Consider the following 14904-nt stretch of genomic DNA (forward strand, 5'->3'; position numbering starts at 1 on the left):
CGGTTTTGCAGATGCCGTCTAAGCTCTGGAGGGTCGATTTGCCTTGGTTCACGGAGGACTGAATATGCTGTTGTTGTGGATACTGGTTTTGATTGTCGGCGTGGCCTATCTCGCCCACCGACGTATCGCCCCGCTGCCTGCGTTGGGCATCGTTGCCGTCTACTTGCTGGCGATGGGGATTTTCAGTCACGCATCCGGGTGGCTGTTGCTGGTGTTCTGGGTCGTACTGGCTGCGGTGGCCGCGCCATTGCTGCTGCCTGACCTGCGTCGCAAGCATTTCACTGCGCCGCTGTTCAACTGGTTCCAGAAAACCCTGCCACCGATGTCGCAGACCGAACGCGACGCCATTGACGCCGGCACGGTCTGGTGGGACGGCGAGCTGTTCAGCGGCCGCCCGGACTGGGACAAATTGCTGTCCTACCCGAAGGCTCAATTGAGCGAAGAGGAACAAGCGTTCATTGATGGTCCGACTGAAGAACTCTGCGCGATGGTCACTGACTGGCAGATCGGCCAGTCGATGGACCTGCCGCCGGAAGCGTGGGCACACATCAAGGAACACGGCTTTTTTGCCCTGATCATTCCGAAAGAGTTTGGCGGTAAAGGCTTTTCGGCTTATGCCCACTCCCAAGTGGCAATGAAACTCGCCACCCGCAGCGGCGACCTCGCTTCAACCGTGATGGTGCCCAACTCCCTCGGCCCGGCCGAACTGCTGCTGCACTACGGCACCGACGAACAACGCAATCACTATCTGCCGCGACTGGCCCGTGGCGATGACATTCCCTGCTTCGCTCTCACCGGCCCACTCGCCGGTTCCGATGCAGGCGCGATGCCCGACACCGGGATCATCTGCAAAGGTCAGTGGGAAGGCGAAGAAGTCATCGGCCTGCGCCTGAACTGGGAGAAGCGTTACATCACCCTCGGCCCGGTCGCCACCCTGCTCGGCCTCGCCTTCAAGGCCTATGACCCCGAGCATCTGCTCGGCGACAAGGAAGACCTCGGCATCAGCCTGGCGCTGATCCCGACCGATACCGACGGCGTGGAAATCGGTCGTCGCCACCTGCCGCTGGGCGCGGCGTTCATGAACGGTCCCAACTCGGGCAAAGACGTGTTCATCCCGCTGGACTTCCTCATTGGCGGTCAGGAGATGCTCGGCAAAGGCTGGATGATGCTGATGAACTGCCTGTCGGTCGGCCGTTCGATCTCGCTGCCTGCCGTCGGTACCGGCGCGGCCAAGTTCACCAGCCTGGTGACCGGCCAATACGCGCAGATTCGTGAGCAGTTCAATGTGCCGCTGTCGGCCTTCGAAGGCATTCAGGAAGCCATGGCACGCATCGGCGGCAACGCGTGGATGATGGACGCGGCGCGGATGCTCACCGCCAACGCGGTGGATCTGGGCGAGAAACCGTCTGTGCTGTCGGCGATCCTCAAATACCACCTCACCGAACGTGGCCGCGAATGCATCAGCCACGCCATGGACGTGCATGGCGGCAAGGCAATCATCATGGGCCCGAACAACTATCTGGGCCGCAGCTGGAACGGTGCGCCGATCTTCATCACCGTGGAAGGCGCGAACATTCTCTCGCGCAACCTGATGATCTTCGGCCAGGGTGCGATTCGTTGCCATCCATTCGTACTCAAGGAAATGGCCCTGGCCGGTCGCGAGGACAAGGATCAGGCGCTGAAAGAGTTCGACGGCCTGCTGCTCAAACACATTGGCTTCGCCGTGAGCAACGCTGCCAGCACCCTGGTGCTGAACCTTGGTTTCGGTCACTTCGAGCACGCCCCGGGCGACAAGATCAGCCAAGGCTACTTCCGCGCCCTTAACCGTCAGGCAGCGGCCTTCGCAATGCTCGCCGACTTCAGCATGATGTTGCTGGGTGGCGAACTGAAACGTCGCGAGCGTCTGTCGGCGCGACTGGGCGATGTGTTGAGCAACCTGTATCTGGCCTCCGCCGCGCTCAAGCGTTATCACGATCTGGATTCGCCAGCGTACATGGAGCCATTGTTCCGCTGGGCGATGGAAGAAAGCCTTGGGCAATCGGAACGCGCGCTGGATGAGTTGCTGCGCAACTTCCCGAACAGAGTGTTCGGCTGCCTGCTGCGAGTCATCGTGTTCCCGTTCGGTCGTCGCCACAAAGGCCCGTCGGACAAACTCGGCGCCGAAGTCGCCGGTGTGATTGGCCGGGCCAAGGGCGATCCGGCGCTGGAAGAACTGCTTGCCGGTTGCTATCGCCCACAATCGACGGACGATGCGGTCGGTGCACTGCAACATGCCAGCGATCTGCTGAATGCCGCGCAGCCACTGCACAAAAAGCTGCATGCAGCATTGAAAAGCGGTCAGGTCAAACCCGTCGCGGGCGAACACGCCATCGATGCCGCGCTGGAGGCAGGCGTGCTGCAAGCGGTGGAAGCGCAGAGCTTGCGTGATGCCGAAGCGGCGCGACGCAAGGTGATCGATGTCGATGACTTCGACAAAGAGCAACTGACGTTGGCCGAGGGCAAAGTCCGCTGATCCTTTCTGCCGTATAGCTGTTTATTTATGAAAAACGGGCGCGGGAGCTTTATACTCCCGCGCCCGTTTTGCTGTTGAGGACTTATCTCGTGTCCAACGTCGTTGCCGATCATCTTGTTTTGCTCGACCACCTGCGCAGTATCCTGGTCGCCGTAGGTGAGGCCGAACAGGTTCCCGAAGAAAGCCATGCCCTGTTCCTGGAGCGCTTCGACGAACTGCTGGCATCGCTGCCCATCGATCCGATCGAAAGCCAATACCTGGGCCAGGACATCCTGACGCAAGTGATCAGTCGTTATCCGCAAATTGCCCACCTGATCCCGCGGGATCTGCTGTGGTTCTTCGCTGGCGACTGCCTGCATTACCTGTCCGATGAAGAAATCGACCTGTATCAGGCGCTGGAAGAACGTCGCTTCGAAGCAGAACAGAACGACGAACCGTTCGACTGGAACCAGGAAAAGCAGTTGCTGGCGATGTCCGCACAGGACAGCAAGCACTGATTTTTCAGGTTTGAAGATCAAAAGATCGCAGCCTTCGGCAGTTCCCACAGGTTTTGTATTCCCTGTAGGCGCTGCCGAAGGCTGCGATCTTTTGCTTTAAAGAAGTCCCTCACTTTCAGGCAACTCATACGCCAGCGCGGCGTTACTCGCGCTGCCCGACCTTCCCGGCTTGCTCAAGGTCGGCTCTCTCTCCAGACACTCCACCAGAAAATCGATAAACACCCGCAATTTCGGCGGCAAATACCGCGTCGGCGAATGCAGCAACCACAGCCCGCCATGGTAGGAAGCCAGGAACGTCCAGTCCGGCAGCACCTGCACAATCAACTTCTGCTCCAGGGCGTAGCGCGCCGTGAAGTACGGCAAACTGCCAATACCGATGTGCTGCAACACCGCGCCCAGCCTGACGCCGGTGTGGTTGGCGGCATAGCGACCGCGCACGCCGACGGTGACTGACTTACTGCCTTTTTTGAATTTCCAGCGCGCATCACTCGGGGTTTCACCCAGGTAAATACAGCTGTGATTGAGCAAGTCATGCGGGTGCGTGGGGGTGCCGTGTTCGGCGAGGTATTGCGGGGTGGCGCAAAGCAAATGATCGATGGTCAGCAATTGCCGCCCGACCAACCCGGCCGGGGGCCGATCGGTGATACGAATCGCCAGATCAACATGATCGTCAATCAGATCCACCTGGCGGTCTTCCAGTAGCAACTCGATGTCGACCTTGGGATAACGCCGCAAAAACTCCGGCATGTGCGGATGTATGACAAAGCGCCCAACCGCTTTCGGCACGCTGACCCGCACCAGGCCCTCGGCTTCGTGGGTGAACTGACCGCTGATCTCCATCACCGACTTGGCAGCGCTGACCATTTCCTGACAGCGCTTGAACACCTCTTCTCCTCCGTCGCTCAAGCGCAGCTTGCGTGTGGTGCGTTGCAACAGGCGTGTGGCCAGCGCCTTTTCCAGACGGGAAATGCTGCGACTGACCGCAGACGGTGACGAGCCCAGTTGACGGGCCGCTTCGGAAAAGCTTCCGGTCTCCACGACTTTGACAAAAATCGCCATTTCACCGAGAAGTGGCAGCGGGAGATTTATGCTCACAGCGCACAAGTCCTTTGATGTTTGAACGGATTATCACGTTATTACACGATTCATATAATAAAAACAGAAACTTTAATAAGGGCATGGAATATGACGCTTCGCCTCTTTTTCCATAGTGATGACCTCAAGGCCAATGTGGAAGTCCTCGACTGCACGCCCCACGAGAACGAATTCGCCGTGGTGCTGCGCGCCACACTGTTTCATCCGCAAGGTGGCGGTCAGCCTTGTGATACCGGCTGGATTGGCGACGCTCAGGTGTTGCGCGTAGTCCAGGAGCCGGAGCGGATCATCCACTTCGTTGACCGCGCCGTGCCTCTGGGCATGACCTGCATTCGAATCGACCCGGAGCGCCGCTGCTTCAACACGCGCATGCATTCGGCCGGGCATCTGATCGGTCATTGCGTGCAGGCCATGGGTTGGACGCCGATCAAGGCGCACCACTGGCCCGACGAAGGCCGGGTGCAATTCAAACCGGGCGACGTCGCTCAGGAAGTCGACGCGCAAACCGTTCAACAGGCTATCGGCCAGTGGATCGAAGACGATTTGCCGCGTTTGACCTCGTTGCGTGAAGGCGCGCGGGAAATCGGTTTTGGAGAACTGCCGGCCTATGGCTGCGGCGGCACCCACGTACGCAGCCTGAAGGATCTGGGCACAGTCACGATCGCGTCCCTTTCGCAGAAGAAAGGCACGCTGTCCGTCCACTACAGCGTGGATTGAGCATTTCGGACGCTGCCCTTGCGCAGCGTCCGACGCCGGGGAACCGCATTCGCAGGTTCCGTTGACTATCGATAGATGGACCTAAAAAAATGATGCTAGACGTCGAGCGTCTCGATGAGACGTGCATAAAAAAACTGGCCAACGAAGAAGTCCTCGCCATCCGCGTCAGAGGCTTTTTGCCGGTGCCGCTGGCGATCGAAATTGGCGACAAGATTCTCGCTCCAGGCTTTGAGGGCTACATCAACGCACCCAGCATCGGCCGGATCGGCATGGCGTTTTACGAGGCAGAAAACCAGCCCCTGCTGATCGAGGATTACTTCGAACGCGCCACCAGCAACATCGCCGAACTGCGCAATCGCTGCGCGCCCTACTCCTCCCCGATCGACACCCTGCGCTGCATGCTCGACGAATCCTGGCCGGCCGGCGCACACCTGGAAAACCTTTACGGCCGCAAGATGTATGTCGGCCTGTCACGGGTGGTCAAACCCGGTGTGTGCTTCCTCGCCCATCACGACATTTTCGCCAAGGACGCGCCGGACAGTTTCCAGGCCCGCAGCCTCGAAGCGCAGTTTGCCTGCAACGTCTATCTGAACATGCCGACCGAGGGTGGCGCGTTGCAGATGTGGGATGACGACATTACTCCTGATCAGTTCGACGAAATGCGTGGCGACAGTTACGGCATCGAACCGGCATTGCTCGGCCCGCCAGCCCTCGAGGTGAGGCCGGAACCGGGAGACTTCATCATGTTCAATTCGCGCTGCATGCACTCGGTGACCCCGGGCGTGGCTGATCCGCGCTTGAGCCTTTCCTTCTTTGTCGGCTATCGCGGCAATGCTTCACCCCTGACCTTCTGGAGCTGAGATGTATTCGAATTACCTGGGCGAGTTTCTGGCACTGGCAACTATTCACTTTCTCGCCGTGGTCGCACCCGGCCCGGACTTCGCCGTGACCATCCGCCAAAGCGTGCGCTTCGGCCGACTGGTGGGAATCTGCACGGCGCTGGGGATCGGCGCGGGGATTTCCGTGCACGTTTTGTACACGTTGCTCGGTGTCGGCGCGCTGATGCACACCACGCCGTGGCTGCTGACCGTGGCCAAAGTGGTGGGCGGTGCTTACATTCTGTACCTGGGTGTCAGCCTGATCCGCAGTAAACCGAAAACCACCCTTGAAGGCGAAAAAGCTGCGGAGGAGCCGCTGGTTGAGCAATCGTTGTTCAAGGCCTTCAGCACCGGCTTTCTGACCAATGCCACCAACCCCAAGGCGACGCTGTTTTTCCTGGCGATCTTCACCACGATCATCAGCGCCAGCACGCCGCTGCAAATCCAGGCGTTCTATGGCTTGTGGATGTGCTTTGTAAATGCATTGTGGTTCGTGATCGTTGCGTTGTTCTTCTCCAGCAACAAAGTACGCCTGCTGTTCATGCGCATGGGCCACTGGTTCGAGCGCTGCATGGGGGTAATCCTGATTCTCTTCGCCGGGCGCCTGATGCTGTCCTGGTAATTTGAGCCGCAACGCAAAAGGCCCGCCGACTTTCATCGGCGGGCCTTTTTCGTTTCAACTGCCGGTCGCCAGCCTGACTCGACTGCTATGGATAAACCGCGCGCCCATCAATACGGTTGCCAGCGTCAGCGCAGTGATCAGACCCGACCAGATGCCTTGCGGCCCCCATTCCAGGCCAAACGCCAATCCGACACCCAGGGGTACGCCCACTCCCCAATAGCAAAAGACCGCGATCCACATGGGGATGCGAGTGTCCTGCAAACCGCGCAACGCGCCGGCGGACAACATCTGCAAGCCATCGGGAAACTGCAACGCTGCGGCATACAACAACAGCGTCGAGGCCAATGCGGTCACGGCAAGGTCCGAACTGTACAAACCGGCGATCGCTTCATTGCCCAACAACAGAATCAGCACCGATGCACTTTGGGCCGCGAGGACGATGACACACCCCGCCCATGCGGCCTGCCGGACACCCTTGAAATCGCCGCGCCCCAGCGCATGTCCGACGCGTACGGTCGTCGCCTCCGCCACGGCCACCGGGATCATGAAACACAACTGAGCCAGGTTCACCGCAATCTGATGTGCCGCAAGAAAAGTCGATCCCAGCCGCCCAATCAACAACGAAGTAACAATAAACAGACTGCCCTGCATCAGAATGGCAATGCCAATCGGCATGCCAGTCCTCAACAAATCAGCGATTGCCGCACGACATGGCGGATCGAAGCGGGCAAACAGCTGCAAATGCGCGAGACGCTTGCCGTACCAGAGATACCCGGCAAACAGCAGTGCCTGAAGCCACATCATCACCGCTGATGCGATGCCCAAGCCTTGCGCGCCCAACTCGGGAAACCCCAGCTTGCCGTTGGTCAGCACATACCCCAGAGGCGCCAGAATCAACAGCCCGCCGAAGCTGAAAATCATCGTCGGGCGCATCCAGTGCATCCCTTCGCATAAATAGCGCATGCAGAAAAACAACGTCAGCGCCGGACTCCCCCAACGCACCGCGTGCAAAAGGCCTGCGCCCCGGGAATCATCTCCTCGGCGATCCCGGCGGGCGCCAGCAGCACGGGTGCGATACTCAAGAAGACAAACATCAGCAGGCCCATCAACAACGCCAGCCACAAAGCCTGGCGAAAAATCGGTCCAACCTCGGACAGACGATCAGCGCCAGACAAGCGCGCCACCGATGCAGTCAGGGCGATCAACGTACCGATCGGCACCAGCATCGGCAGCCACAACAGCGCTGTGCCCAGCGTCACCGCGGCCAAAGTGTCTGTGCCGTGATTGCCGGCGATGAGATTGTCGACGAAGGCAATCAATCCGGCACATACGTGCCCCACGACCAACGGCAGCGCCAGAAGCGCCGTTGCACGAACCTCGGGCAGCGCACCACGAGATGTAGATATCAATGACATTAAGAGGAGATCCTGAAAGGCGATAGACAGGGTCGACCAAGGGAGCCGACGACGGGATCGTTATCCCAGAATCAACCTTGCGCTGGCTGTCGGACGTTTCCGGATTTTTCGGTTTCGCTGTAGGAGATTTGTAACAGCGGGCAGAAACACAAAAAACGCACAAACAAAAACGCCGATCATCACTGATCGGCGTTTTTGTGAAAATGGAGCGGGAAACGAGACTCGAACTCGCGACCCCGACCTTGGCAAGGTCGTGCTCTACCAACTGAGCTATTCCCGCAATGGCGTCCCCTAGGGGACTCGAACCCCTGTTACCGCCGTGAAAGGGCGGTGTCCTAGGCCACTAGACGAAGGGGACACAGGCTACAACTTTCACTAATAAAAACGCCGCTCACTGAGCGGCGCTTTTAGAATTTGGAGCGGGAAACGAGACTCGAACTCGCGACCCCGACCTTGGCAAGGTCGTGCTCTACCAACTGAGCTATTCCCGCAAATGGCGTCCCCTAGGGGACTCGAACCCCTGTTACCGCCGTGAAAGGGCGGTGTCCTAGGCCACTAGACGAAGGGGACACGCTACCCGGAACACATGGTGTGTGTTTCGGTGTCCAGATCCTCATCCGAAGACTTGGTTCTGGTTTCACTCAGCACCGCCCGAAAGCGCTGCTGTTTAAAATTGGAGCGGGAAACGAGACTCGAACTCGCGACCCCGACCTTGGCAAGGTCGTGCTCTACCAACTGAGCTATTCCCGCAATGGCGTCCCCTAGGGGACTCGAACCCCTGTTACCGCCGTGAAAGGGCGGTGTCCTAGGCCACTAGACGAAGGGGACACGCTACAACATTCACTCCCTGCCGCGCTTCGCTGTGTGCTTTACGCTGCAAGTGGCGCGCATTCTATGGATGGATTGATAGGTCGTCAACCCCCAGATATAAATATATTTAAATCAATGACTTCGACCTGCTTTACGTGGCCAGGCAGGCTTTTCCGTCGCCCGACGATTGACGCCTATATTCCGGCAGTCGCCAAGGCGTTATAGTCGCGCGCAGTGATGGCATTCTGCACATCAAGCGCCAGCATTCATATAAGCAGCGCGTGGCCGATACAGATTGAACCAGCCGATCCAACTCGTCGAGCGGCGCTAGGCGCACAAATGCCCAGCCACTACACTCGCATGCGAACCCTATAAAGAGGTCTTACCGGTGACACCACTCATGATCACCCTGCTAGTCATAGCCGGGATCGCAATTCTGATCGCCATTGGCTACATGAACCATGTGGTGGAAAACAACAAGGTAGAGAAGATCCGTACCAAGGTCGAACTCAACGACCGCCTGCGCCGCTGCGGCGAATTGACCGAAACCTTCCCCGGCCAGTTCATGACACCGGGCCTGAAATTGTTGCTGACCCGCCTGGAACTGAACGTCTGCCAGCGCCTGCTGAACCTGGAAAAAACCAGCGCGACCACCAAAGCACGCATCAGCGAACTGAGCGCATTGGTCGCCCAGGGCGAATCGATCCCGGTCAACAATCCGCCGGCGCCGATCCTGACCGAAGCCAAAGCCAAAGACGTGCGCTTCCTCCTCGAAGCCCTGCACGGCCAGATCACCCGCGCCGCCCACGACGGCTTCCTGCCGCCGAACGAAGCCAAACAGTGGATCCGCGAAGTCCGCCACATTCTGGTCCTGCTGCACATCGAATTCTTCAACAACCTCGGTCAACAGTCCCTGCAACAAAACCAGCCCGGCCAGGCCCGCCTCGCCTTCGAACGCGGCGTGCAATACCTGCGTAAACAGCAGGATCCGCAGATCTACGCCGAACAACTGCAATACCTGGAGAAACTCCTGGCCCGCGCCAACGCCCAGGTCATGGACAAAATCGCCCCGGTTGAAGGCGAAGAAAACCAACTGACCGCCGGCCTCAAAGATGCAGAGACCGATGCAGACTGGAAAAAGAAAGTCATCTACGACTGATCGCAGATGCTAAGAGAGAAGCCACCGAGAGGTGGCTTTTTTGTATGCCGCGTCTTGCCAATCAAAAGTCAAAAGATCGCAGCCTTCGGCAGCTCCTGCTTGGGATGGGTACATCCGCCAAAGACTGGTCAGCTGTCAGGCTGCCATCGCTGGCAAACCAGCTCCCACAAAAAAAGCCCCCCCAAACGCGGCGCATGCCGCCCCACTCAACACAATGAGCGTTAGCTCGAGTACCGCTTTTGATCTAAAAGGCCCGTCGGCAGGCTGAGTGAAGGGATTGATCCGGGGGTGGGAGCGCAGCGACCGTTTGGCGCAGCCAAATGCATCGAGAGGAGGTGCAGCGAAGCAAACCGTAGGCGATGCGCCCGGATCAATCCCGGAACGAAGGAACCCGAGCCTAAGCGAGGGCCGTACGTCAGGGTAAAGCCCTTTTGGTTACTTTTGGGGCGTCTGCCAAAAGTGACCCGCCGTAAGGGCGGAACCCTAAGCCGCCATCACCCAAAAACGGATATACACCCCAACCCCCAAGAACATGGTCGGCCCAAAGGCCGCCAAGTCAAAAGCGTCAAAGCCGAAAATGCCCCACCATCCCGCGCAACTCACTGCCCAACTGCGCCAGCTCAATACTGGAGGCCGCATTCCCGCGCATCGCCAGCGACGACTGATCCGCACTGGCGCGGATACTGGTGACGCTGCGATTAATCTCCTCAGCCACCGAACTCTGCTCCTCGGCCGCCGCCGCAATCTGCTGATTCATCTGCTGAATCAACGATACCGCCGCCGCGATACTCCCCAACGCACTCTCGGTCTGCAACGCATCACTGACCGCAAGCTTCACCAACTCACCACTGCTCTGAATCTGCTGCACCGACGAATGCGCTGCCGCACGCAACGCACTGACCAGCCGCTCGATCTCCTCGGTCGATTGCTGCGTACGCCGAGCCAATGCGCGAACCTCATCGGCAACCACCGCAAAGCCCCTGCCCTGCTCCCCGGCCCGCGCTGCCTCGATTGCCGCGTTAAGTGCCAACAGATTGGTCTGTTCCGCCACGCTTTTGATCACCTCAAGCACCGTGCCGATGTTCTGAATTTCTGCACTCAGGCTTTCGATGCTGGAACTCGCCGACGTCGCCGATTCCGCCAACTGCTCGATCCGCGCCATGCTCTGGCGCACCACCTGCTGGCCATTCTCGACCTTGCCATCCGCGGTCTGCGCGGCCAACGCCGCCTCTTCGGCATTGCGTGCCACATCGTGCACGGTCGCAGTCATCTGATTCATGGCCGTGGCGACCTGCTCGGTTTCCTCTTTTTGACTGCTGACCTCAAGGTTGGTCTGCTCCGTCACCGTCGACAATGACTGCGCCGAGCTGGCCAGTTGCTCGATACCCGCCTGCAATCCGCTGACAATAGTGCTCAGCCCAGCGCCCATCTGCTGCATCGCCAGCATCAACTGGCCAATCTCGTCGCGGCGATTCACTTGCACCGTCGCACTCAGATCGCCGGCAGCAATCTGCTGCGCAACCACAATCACACTTCGCAGCGGCGCCACGATCAAACGCGTGATGACCCACGCTGCGATCAACCCGACCAACAGCGCCAAGGCTGAAGAGCCAAGAATCAACAGCGAGTTTTTCTTCAGTTCCACCTGCATTGCGCCGTCTTCGGCAACATAAGCCTGGTTCACCCGCTCGACCACTTGTGCCGCACGCTGGTGCAATTGCTCGTAGACGGTTTTTTCCTGCGCCAGCAAACCGGTGTATTCGGCCAGTTTGTCGTTGAAACCGGCGATGTGCCCGGACACCTCATTAAGAACTGTCAGATAGCCTTCGTCCTTGACCGTGGATTTCAACGCCTCGGCTTGCGCCTGAGCCTGTGCGGCCTGTTCGATATTGCCCTTGCCAGCGCTGTCGGCATCGCCCTTGCGGCTTTGATCCAGACGAATCCGTGCTTCGTTCATCGCTTGCAGCATCAACCGGGAAACCTGACTGACCTGGCTGGCCTGCTCGATAAACTGCGCACCGTCCTTGCCCTCGGTGTCTTTCAACGTATACGCGCCATCATCGGCCAACCCGGCCTGCAACACATCGAGATTATTGGCCACGCTGGAGACTGACCAACTGGCCATTTCCAGCGCCAGCTCCTTGGCTTGTGTCAGCGACACAAACTCATCGAACGCCTTGCGATAGGCGCCCAGCGACTGCTCTACATCACTCATCACCGGTATGTTGGCCGGCGATTGCGCCTTGAGTTCGTTGGCTTGGGCAACCAGCCGATCGACGCCTTCGCGCAAGGCATCGGCGGTTTTCGGATTACCGCGCAAGGCGTACTCCTGCTCGAGCAGGCGTACGTCGAGCAAGCCACTGTGGAGCGCAGACATCTGCTTGAGCCCGTCAAAGCGCTGACTGATGGTCTGCAGCGACCAGACACCAATGGCCGCGACCAATGCGGTCAACAGCAAAACCAGGACAAACCCGACGCCCAGTTTTTTCGCCATACCGAGGTTGGCAAAACGTCCTTGCACGGCCGAAATCATTGCGCGTAGTCCTGTGCCATAGTCTGTGCACGCAGATTCGCAACGGCCACCAACCAGCACAAGTCTCTGGACTTCAAATAATGGCAAAAAGCTACGCCTGCGTCGTTTTCAGAACACTCGAGGTCGATCCGCACAAGTACTGCGAAAAAACTGTCGAGCTCGCGGGTCGCAGGCATAGGCCACGTTGATCCGATGCCATTCGCTGGTTTCACCGCTGGGACTGAAGGCACCTGGCGATGACAACAACACATCGCTGTGCTGAGCGTACCTGCGCAAACGCGCATGATCGGTCATCGATGAACGCGCCCAGATGAACAAGCCGCCAGTCGGCTTGCCAAAAACTTCCCAGTCAGCATCTTCCAGCGCCTGCAACGCGGCCGTGCGATCGGTATTCAACCGTTGACACTGGCGCTGCACGAGTTTGCGATAAGCGCCACTGGCGATCAGACTCGCCAGTACCGCCTCATTGAAACCCGAAGCGCCCAGGCAACTGATCATCTTGACCTGCGCCAGCCGTGCAATCAGCTCAGTGTCAGCCAGGATGAAGCCGACCCGCAGCGAACTGCTCAGGGTTTTCGAAAAACTGCCCACATAAATTACCTGTTCATCGAGCGCAGCCAGTCGCGTGCCATTGCCACTGTGCAGATCGGCGTAGACATCGTCTTCGATCAGGCGCACCTGATGCAGCCTGCACAGTTGCAGGAGCTGCTGCGCCACCGCCGGCGTCAGGCTCGTGCCGGTCGGATTGTGGTGGTGACTGTTGATAAACATCGCGCTCGGCTGAAATTCGCGCAGCAGCGTTTCGAGCGCACCGATGTCCGGCCCTATCGGTGTGCGACGCACCTCGATCATGTGCACGCCATGCAAGCGCAACAGGTTGAACAGCGGTGCATAACCGGGGGTTTCAACCACCACGCAGTCCCCGGCCCGCAACAGGGTTCGCACGATCAGATCGAGTGCGTGGCTGGCCCCCGCCGTGGTCACCAGTTGGCTCTCGTGGGCCTCGATGCTGAGTATTTTCAGGCGTTTGACGATCTGTTCGCGCAGCGCAGGGAGGCCCAATGCCGAGCTGTAGCCAAACAGACTGGCCATGTCTGTCCGGGCAACCTGTCGAATCGCATAACTCAGGTCATCGGACTCACGCCAACTCTCGGGCAACCCACCGCTGCCCAGTTTCAATCCGCTGACCGCCGCACACGAGACACCGCAGCCAGCCTTACAAGCGGCCGATCTGTTGAGTGTTTTGGGTGACGCCGCGACCATGAACCCAGCCCCTTGGCGTGAGGCCAGAACGCCCTGCGCGACCAACCGCTCGCAGGCCTCGGCCACACTGGACTGACTGAGCAGATTGCCCCGGGCAATTTGTCGAACCGAGGGCAATCGCGTGGCAGGTGGCGCGCCACTTTGCATGATCCAGTCGATGAGTCCGTCAACAATCTGCTGTACAACAGGCACCAATGCCTGTCGGTCAATTCTCAATTCCATGAGCTCGCAAACTCCTGTCCGTTTTGCTGGCGGCAGTAAATCACAGCCGTGCCGGACAGGCTGTGCGACAACGCCGCCAAAAGCGACCGTTCTAACGCCTTGATACACATTGTTTAGCGGATACACAGCGCTGATCGCCGGCGAAAAAAAACCCGCGCGACGGCGGGTTGTTTTCCTGTGGCGCGGCTTTAGAACGCCGTTACACCACCGTCCACGGCCAACGAATGACCGGTGGTGAAGGCTGCGCCATCGCTGCACAGATACAGCACGGCGCTGGCGATTTCCTCGACCTTGCCGATACGACCGACAGGGTGCATGGCGTTGGCGAACTCGCCCTTCTTCGGATCGGCCTCATAGGCGCGACGAAACATGTCGGTATCGATCACCGCCGGGCACACCGCATTGACGCGAATTTTCTTCTTCGCGTATTCGATGGCCGCCGATTTGGTCAGACCGATCACCGCGTGTTTCGACGCCGCATAAATGCTCATCTTCGGTGCTGCACCGAGCCCGGCCACCGACGCGGTATTAACGATCGCCCCGCCGCCCTGGGCCAGTAACAGTGGCAACTGATACTTCATGCACAGCCAGACGCCTTTGACGTTGACCCCCATGATCGCATCGAACTCTTCCATCGAGCCCTCGGCCAGTTTGCCCTTCTCGATTTCGATACCGGCATTGTTGAAGGCATAGTCGAGACGGCCGTAAGTATTGATGACCTCGTCCATCAGATCTTTCACATCGCTTTCGACGGTAACGTTACAACGCACGAAGGTCGCTTCGCCGCCGCCTGTACGAATCAGCGCCACCGTCCCCTCGCCCCCAGCCGTGTCCAGATCAGCCACCACCACCTTCAGACCTTCGGCGGCGAAGGCCTGGGCGGTTGCGCGGCCGATGCCGTTGGCCGCTCCCGTGACTACGGCAACCTGGCCGGAAAACGTCATGCTCATGGTTATGTCCTCGAACGAAAATGCAGGGGGATTCTTCGAGTTGCAGCATAGCCACAGCACGTTACCGGGCGTCAGCACTATCAAAAGGCTGTTTAGGCAACCATGCGTTGCAGTGATAAAACCTGCAGGGTGACTATCACTGTTCTGGATCGGCATGCATTCGCCGCATCAGCCAACCTTGCGACATTGCCAGTGAGGGGCTATCAACAAGGCTTCAATCAGCCCGAGTGC

12 protein-coding genes, 6 tRNA genes and 1 pseudogene are annotated in these 14904 nt (G+C 58.9%); 6 read left to right on the plus strand and 13 right to left on the minus strand.

Translation table 11 applies throughout. The features are described 5' to 3' along the window. Nucleotides 1-64: 64 nt before the first annotated feature. Nucleotides 65-2512, plus strand: coding sequence for an acyl-CoA dehydrogenase (locus JFT91_RS11000; protein ID WP_201232398.1), 2448 nt, complete (start codon nucleotides 65-67; stop codon nucleotides 2510-2512). An 89-nt stretch (nucleotides 2513-2601) separates the two neighbouring features. Then, on the plus strand, nucleotides 2602-3009 hold the full coding sequence (locus JFT91_RS11005) for a PA2817 family protein (RefSeq protein ID WP_201231038.1): 408 nt from the start codon (nucleotides 2602-2604) through the stop codon (nucleotides 3007-3009). A 96-nt stretch (nucleotides 3010-3105) separates the two neighbouring features. On the opposite strand, the gene JFT91_RS11010 is transcribed toward JFT91_RS11005, so the two are convergent. Further along, the gene (locus JFT91_RS11010) at nucleotides 3106-4104 is read right to left on the minus strand and encodes a LysR substrate-binding domain-containing protein (RefSeq protein WP_201232399.1); all 999 of its coding nucleotides are present in this window, start codon (nucleotides 4102-4104) and stop codon (nucleotides 3106-3108) included. Nucleotides 4105-4194: 90 nt separating this feature from the next. Between JFT91_RS11010 and JFT91_RS11015 the strand changes: the two genes are divergently transcribed. The 3 genes from JFT91_RS11015 to JFT91_RS11025 all read left to right on the plus strand — a co-directional run bounded on the left by JFT91_RS11015 (nucleotide 4195) and on the right by JFT91_RS11025 (nucleotide 6321). Then, nucleotides 4195-4821, plus strand: a complete 627-nt coding sequence (locus tag JFT91_RS11015) for an alanyl-tRNA editing protein (protein ID WP_201232400.1) — start codon at nucleotides 4195-4197, stop codon at nucleotides 4819-4821. A gap of 89 nt (nucleotides 4822-4910) precedes the next feature. Then, nucleotides 4911-5681 carry a 2OG-Fe(II) oxygenase gene (locus JFT91_RS11020; RefSeq protein WP_201231041.1) on the plus strand — a complete coding sequence of 257 codons (771 nt, stop codon included), beginning with the start codon at nucleotides 4911-4913 and terminating at the stop codon, nucleotides 5679-5681. 1 nt (nucleotide 5682) lies between these two features. Continuing rightward, a complete protein-coding gene (locus tag JFT91_RS11025; protein WP_201232401.1) occupies nucleotides 5683-6321 on the plus strand; it encodes a LysE family translocator in 639 nt (212 codons plus the stop codon). A gap of 54 nt (nucleotides 6322-6375) precedes the next feature. Here JFT91_RS11025 and JFT91_RS11030 read toward each other — a convergent pair whose 3' ends face one another. From JFT91_RS11030 to JFT91_RS11065, 8 genes are all read right to left on the minus strand, one after another. Then, complete coding sequence (locus JFT91_RS11030; RefSeq protein ID WP_242489257.1) at nucleotides 6376-7284, minus strand: MATE family efflux transporter; 909 nt, start codon at nucleotides 7282-7284, stop codon at nucleotides 6376-6378. Between the two features lie 14 nt (nucleotides 7285-7298). Then, nucleotides 7299-7736 (minus strand): MATE family efflux transporter, encoded by a 438-nt coding sequence (locus JFT91_RS11035; RefSeq protein WP_201232403.1) that lies wholly within the window; start codon nucleotides 7734-7736, stop codon nucleotides 7299-7301. A 204-nt stretch (nucleotides 7737-7940) separates the two neighbouring features. After that, nucleotides 7941-8016 (minus strand) — tRNA-Gly (locus JFT91_RS11040). Nucleotides 8017-8018: 2 nt separating this feature from the next. Continuing rightward, nucleotides 8019-8094: transfer RNA gene (locus tag JFT91_RS11045), tRNA-Glu, on the minus strand. Between the two features lie 57 nt (nucleotides 8095-8151). Beyond that, a tRNA-Gly gene (locus JFT91_RS11050) sits at nucleotides 8152-8227 on the minus strand. A gap of 3 nt (nucleotides 8228-8230) precedes the next feature. After that, nucleotides 8231-8306, minus strand: a tRNA-Glu gene (locus JFT91_RS11055). A gap of 104 nt (nucleotides 8307-8410) precedes the next feature. Further along, a tRNA-Gly gene (locus tag JFT91_RS11060) sits at nucleotides 8411-8486 on the minus strand. A gap of 2 nt (nucleotides 8487-8488) precedes the next feature. Continuing rightward, nucleotides 8489-8564: transfer RNA gene (locus JFT91_RS11065), tRNA-Glu, on the minus strand. A 382-nt stretch (nucleotides 8565-8946) separates the two neighbouring features. Here JFT91_RS11065 and JFT91_RS11070 point away from each other — a divergent pair. Further along, nucleotides 8947-9705 (plus strand): hypothetical protein, encoded by a 759-nt coding sequence (locus JFT91_RS11070; protein ID WP_201231044.1) that lies wholly within the window; start codon nucleotides 8947-8949, stop codon nucleotides 9703-9705. Nucleotides 9706-10270: 565 nt separating this feature from the next. Here JFT91_RS11070 and JFT91_RS30135 read toward each other — a convergent pair. The 4 genes and pseudogenes from JFT91_RS30135 to JFT91_RS11085 form a co-directional block, all read right to left on the minus strand. Next, nucleotides 10271-11152: a methyl-accepting chemotaxis protein gene (locus tag JFT91_RS30135; protein ID WP_518524867.1), complete on the minus strand. Its 882-nt coding sequence runs from the start codon at nucleotides 11150-11152 to the stop codon at nucleotides 10271-10273. Further along, a pseudogene (locus JFT91_RS30140) lies at nucleotides 11132-12238 on the minus strand (HAMP domain-containing protein); the annotation flags it as partial. The pseudogene JFT91_RS30140 and the gene JFT91_RS30135, both read right to left, overlap by 21 nt. Nucleotides 12239-12346: 108 nt before the next feature. Next, nucleotides 12347-13723, minus strand: coding sequence for an aminotransferase-like domain-containing protein (locus JFT91_RS11080; protein WP_201232405.1), 1377 nt, complete (start codon nucleotides 13721-13723; stop codon nucleotides 12347-12349). Nucleotides 13724-13911: 188 nt separating this feature from the next. After that, entirely contained in the window at nucleotides 13912-14673 is a 762-nt protein-coding gene (locus tag JFT91_RS11085; protein WP_201232406.1) for an SDR family oxidoreductase, read from the minus strand. Nucleotides 14674-14904 lie beyond the last annotated feature (231 nt).

It is taken from the genome of Pseudomonas sp. TH08, from assembly GCF_016651275.1.
Taxonomy (GTDB): domain Bacteria; phylum Pseudomonadota; class Gammaproteobacteria; order Pseudomonadales; family Pseudomonadaceae; genus Aquipseudomonas.

Bases quoted from the DNA above. Each gene is read 5' to 3' on its own strand.
- JFT91_RS11000 (WP_201232398.1), top strand. From the start codon at position 65: ATGCTGTTGTTGTGGATACTGGTTTTGATTGTCGGCGTGGCCTATCTC.
- JFT91_RS11015 (WP_201232400.1), top strand. From the start codon at position 4,195: ATGACGCTTCGCCTCTTTTTCCATAGTGATGACCTCAAGGCCAATGTG.
- JFT91_RS11020 (WP_201231041.1), top strand. From the start codon at position 4,911: ATGATGCTAGACGTCGAGCGTCTCGATGAGACGTGCATAAAAAAACTG.
- JFT91_RS11025 (WP_201232401.1), top strand. From the start codon at position 5,683: ATGTATTCGAATTACCTGGGCGAGTTTCTGGCACTGGCAACTATTCAC.
- JFT91_RS11030 (WP_242489257.1), bottom strand. From the start codon at position 7,284: ATGCGCTATTTATGCGAAGGGATGCACTGGATGCGCCCGACGATGATT.
- JFT91_RS11035 (WP_201232403.1), bottom strand. From the start codon at position 7,736: ATGTCATTGATATCTACATCTCGTGGTGCGCTGCCCGAGGTTCGTGCA.
- JFT91_RS11070 (WP_201231044.1), top strand. From the start codon at position 8,947: ATGATCACCCTGCTAGTCATAGCCGGGATCGCAATTCTGATCGCCATT.
- JFT91_RS30135 (WP_518524867.1), bottom strand. From the start codon at position 11,152: ATGCTGGCGATGCAGCAGATGGGCGCTGGGCTGAGCACTATTGTCAGC.
- JFT91_RS11080 (WP_201232405.1), bottom strand. From the start codon at position 13,723: ATGGAATTGAGAATTGACCGACAGGCATTGGTGCCTGTTGTACAGCAG.
- JFT91_RS11085 (WP_201232406.1), bottom strand. From the start codon at position 14,673: ATGAGCATGACGTTTTCCGGCCAGGTTGCCGTAGTCACGGGAGCGGCC.